The sequence below is a fragment of the Halarchaeum acidiphilum MH1-52-1 genome (assembly GCF_000474235.1).
Lineage (GTDB): Archaea > Halobacteriota > Halobacteria > Halobacteriales > Halobacteriaceae > Halarchaeum > Halarchaeum acidiphilum.
This window is the reverse complement of the sequence record NZ_BATA01000112.1, coordinates 1-3852: the sequence shown is the minus strand read 5'-3', so window position 1 is coordinate 3852 and position 3852 is coordinate 1. Positions and strand designations below refer to the sequence as shown.

The 3852-nt window shown below is 65.8% G+C and carries 4 protein-coding genes; all 4 read left to right on the top strand.

The annotated features are described in order from the left end of the window. Nucleotides 1–1643: CRISPR-associated helicase/endonuclease Cas3 (locus AOZ13_RS13065; RefSeq protein ID WP_394324683.1), on the top strand; the 1643-nt coding region annotated here is incomplete at its 5' end. Continuing rightward, complete coding sequence (cas4, locus tag AOZ13_RS13060) at nucleotides 1640–2272, top strand: CRISPR-associated protein Cas4 (RefSeq protein ID WP_020220937.1); 633 nt, start codon at nucleotides 1640–1642, stop codon at nucleotides 2270–2272. The genes AOZ13_RS13065 and cas4, both read left to right, overlap by 4 nt. Nucleotides 2273–2276: 4 nt before the next feature. Continuing rightward, complete coding sequence (cas1b, locus tag AOZ13_RS13055) at nucleotides 2277–3269, top strand: type I-B CRISPR-associated endonuclease Cas1b (protein WP_020220938.1); 993 nt, start codon at nucleotides 2277–2279, stop codon at nucleotides 3267–3269. Between the two features lie 2 nt (nucleotides 3270–3271). Beyond that, entirely contained in the window at nucleotides 3272–3535 is a 264-nt protein-coding gene (gene cas2, locus AOZ13_RS13050; protein ID WP_044957195.1) for a CRISPR-associated endonuclease Cas2, read from the top strand. Nucleotides 3536–3852 lie beyond the last annotated feature (317 nt).

Genomic DNA, 3852 nt, shown 5'->3' with positions numbered 1-3852 from the left:
TCGACGGCGAGCGCGTCGTCTACGCGCTCCCGTTCACGAGCGTCATCGATCAGGTGGTCGACGAGGTCGAGACGATATACGACACGGACGCCGGTAGCCGACTCCTCACCGCGCATCACCACCTCGCGGAGACGACGCTGGACGGAACTGGAGCCGACGACGGTGCGACGGCCGATACGGCGGATCTCGACGACGACGTCGCGGGGATGCTCGCCGAGGGGTGGCGCGCCGGGCTGACGGTCACCACGTTCGTCCAGCTCTTCGAGAGCCTCGCCGGACCGCGCAATCGACAGTCGATGAAGCTCCCCGCGCTCCGCGACGCCGTCGTCGTGCTCGACGAGCCACAGAGCCTCCCGATCGACTGGTGGAAGCTCGCCCCGCGACTCGTCGAACTGCTCACCGAGCGGTACGGCGCGACGGTGATCGCGATGACCGCGACCCAGCCGGACCTCTTCGCGGGCGAGACCGAACTCGTCGACGATCCCGGATCGTACTTCGAGGCCGTCGAACGGGTCTCCTATCGCCTCGACGAATCGGCCGCGCGATACGTGAACGACGAGGGATCGGGGGAGACCGATCCGAAGCCATACGGCGCCGCGGCGAGCGAGCTGTCCGCGGCCGTCGACGGCGGCGGATCCGCGCTCGCGATCTGTAACACCATCGAGAGCGCCCGCGAACTCACCGACCGCGTGCGCGACGAACTCGGTGGCGTCACGGACGTCGGCGCCGTGTACGCCGACCTGCTCGATGCGGTATCGACGGCCGACGACGTGACCGGCGACGCGCTCGCCGACGCGGTCGTGAACGCGAGCGGCGGCGACGTCGCGCTCCTCCACCTCTCGACGCGGCTGCGTCCCGTCGATCGACTCACGTTCATCGAGGCGGCGAAGGCGCTGACCGACCGCGAACGACCGCTCCTCGCGGTCTCGACGCAGCTCGTCGAGGCCGGTGTCGACATCAGCTTCGAGCGAGTGTACCGCGATCTCGCGCCGATGGACGGCATCGTGCAGGCGGCCGGCCGGTGTAATCGGTCGTTCGAACGCGATCGCGGGCGCGTGACCGTCTGGTGGCTCGACGCGCCGGGGGAGCAGGAGAAGACTCCCGGCGAGGCGGTCTACAACCGCGGCACGTCGCTCCTCCCGGTCACCGCCGCGGCGCTCCGCACGACGCGCGGAGACGACGGCTCGCTCACCGAAACGGCCGTCGCGACCGACGCCGTCGACGAGTACTACCGGCGGCTCCACGAGGACCGGGACGTCGGATCGCGGGCGTACGCGGACTACGTCGATGACGCACGGGGGGACGCGCTCGGCCAGCTCTCGCTCATCGACCAGCGACGCAGCGTCGACGTCCTCGTCTGTCGGACCGAGACGGAACGGGCGCGGGCCGACGCGATACGGGACGCGGTCGCCACCCACGAGTTCGACGCGCTACGGGCGTTGCTCACGGAGACGAAACCCCTCCGCGTGTCGGTCCCCGTCTATCGCGGGGACGAGGCTGCCGCGGACGCGATCGGCCGTCTCACGCCGCTCGTCGCGGACGACGGGCTGTACGAACTCGACGTGCGCGACCTGCCGAACTACTTCGACGAGACGACCGGGTTCCGGATCCCCGAGAGCACGGTCGACCACCAGTTCCTGTGACGATGCCCGACGAGACACCTACCGACGACGCAACCGACGCGATCGACGACGATGACGTGAACGACGGCGACGACGCGAATCGCACGGATCCCGTCGACCTCCTCTTGCGTTCCGCCCGCGACGCCGCGACCCCGGACGAGTTCCACGTGACCGGCGTGATGATGCAGTACTACGTCGTGTGCGAGCGGGAGCTCTGGTTCGCCGCCAACCACCTCGAAATCGACCGTGACAACGCCGCCGTCGTCCGCGGCACGCAGGTCGACGAGAACGCGTACGCGGAGAAGCGACGCCACGTCTCCATCGACGGCACCATCGCCATCGACGTCCTCGACGACGGGCGCGTGATGGAAGTCAAGCCCTCGTCCTCGCTCGTCGAGCCCGCGAAACTGCAACTGCTCTACTACCTCTGGTACCTCGAACACGTCGTCGGCGTGGAACGCGACGGCGTTCTCGCACACCCGACCGAGCGCGAGCGCGAACCCGTCGAACTCACGCCGGAGAACGAGACGCGAGTCGAGGACGCCATTCGCGGCGTTCACGCGATCGTCACGGCCGAGCGTCCGCCGCCCGCGGAGGAGAAGCCATTCTGCGACGCGTGCGCCTATCACGACTTCTGCTGGAGCTGTTGACCCCGTGAACGACAACTACCACATCTTCAGTGACGGACGCCTCGAACGCAACAACGACACCATCCGGCTCGTCACACCCGACGGCGAGAAGAAGCATCGTCCCGTCGAGAACGCACACGCGCTCTTCCTCCACGGACAGGTCGACTTCAACACCCGACTGATCTCCTTCCTCAACGACAAGGGCGTCGCCGTGCACGTCTTCGGCTGGAAGGACTACTACGCCGGATCGGTCATGCCGGAACGCGGGCAGACCTCCGGCAAGACCGTCGTCGAGCAGGTCCGCGCGTACGACGATCCCGAGCGGCGACGCGCGCTCGCCCGCGCGTTCATCGCCGGAAGCATCCACAACATGCGCGCGAACGTCAAGTATTACGACGGGCGCGGCCACGACTTCGCGGACGTCATCGAGCGACTCGAAACGCAGGCCGACAACCTCGATTCCGGCATGGACACGAACGAACTCATGGGCGTCGAAGCGACCGCCCGACGGGCCTACTACGGCACGTTCGACGACGTGCTCCCCGACGGCTTCGTCTTCGGCGGCCGCGAGTACAACCCGCCGAAGAACGAGGTCAACAGCCTCATCTCCTTCGGGAACTCCCTCGTGTACGCGAACGTCGTCTCCGCGATTCGAGCGACCGCACTGGACCCGGCGGTGAGCTTCCTCCACGAGCCGGGTGAACGACGCTACTCGCTCTCGCTCGACGTCGCGGACCTGTTCAAGCCGCTCCTCGCCGACCGCGTCATCTTCCGGCTCCTCAATCGTCGACAGCTCGATCTCGACGACTTCGAAACCGACCTCAACGGCTGTCTGCTCACCGAGCGAGGACGCAAGACGTTCTCGAAGGCGTTCGAGGAGACGCTTCACGAAACGGTCGAACACCCGCAATTGAATCGGAACGTGAGCTACCAGTACCTCCTCCGCATCGAGGCGTACAAACTGAAGAAGCACCTGCTCACCGGGGAGGAGTACGTGCCGTTCAAACGGTGGTGGTAACGCTGCCCTACGCCATCGTCGTCTACGACGTCGCGGCCGAGCGGACCGCGAAGTTCCTCACGTACCTCCGCCGATACCTCACCCACGTTCAGAATTCGGTGTTCGAGGGGGAACTCACCGAGGGACAGATCGTCGAGGTAGAAGAGACGCTCGAATCGATGCTCGAAGTCGGCGAATCCGTGATGGTCTACCGGATGGCCTCGGAGAAGTACGTAGAGCGATCCGTTTTCGGCGACGATCCCATGGACGACCAACAGTTCTTGTAGCGTCGTCGTCGACCTCCGGGGGGTTCAACTGATATCGCCGGTCGACGAAAAGATTGAGGTGAGAACACCCAGAAGGAGAGGTGTCGTCGCTGAATCGAACACCGTTACAGACGAACCCTAGTCGGATTGAAGCGCGTAGGGCTCGCCTGTGAAGGAGACGATGCCGCCAGTTACAGACGAACCCTAGTCGGATTGAAGCCGCTCATCGGTCTCCCTCCTTGGGTTCGACGTCCGGTTACAGACGAACCCTAGTCGGATTGAAGCGTCCGCTGATCGCGCGCCGACTTCGAGAGCAACCCCAGTTACAGACGAACCCT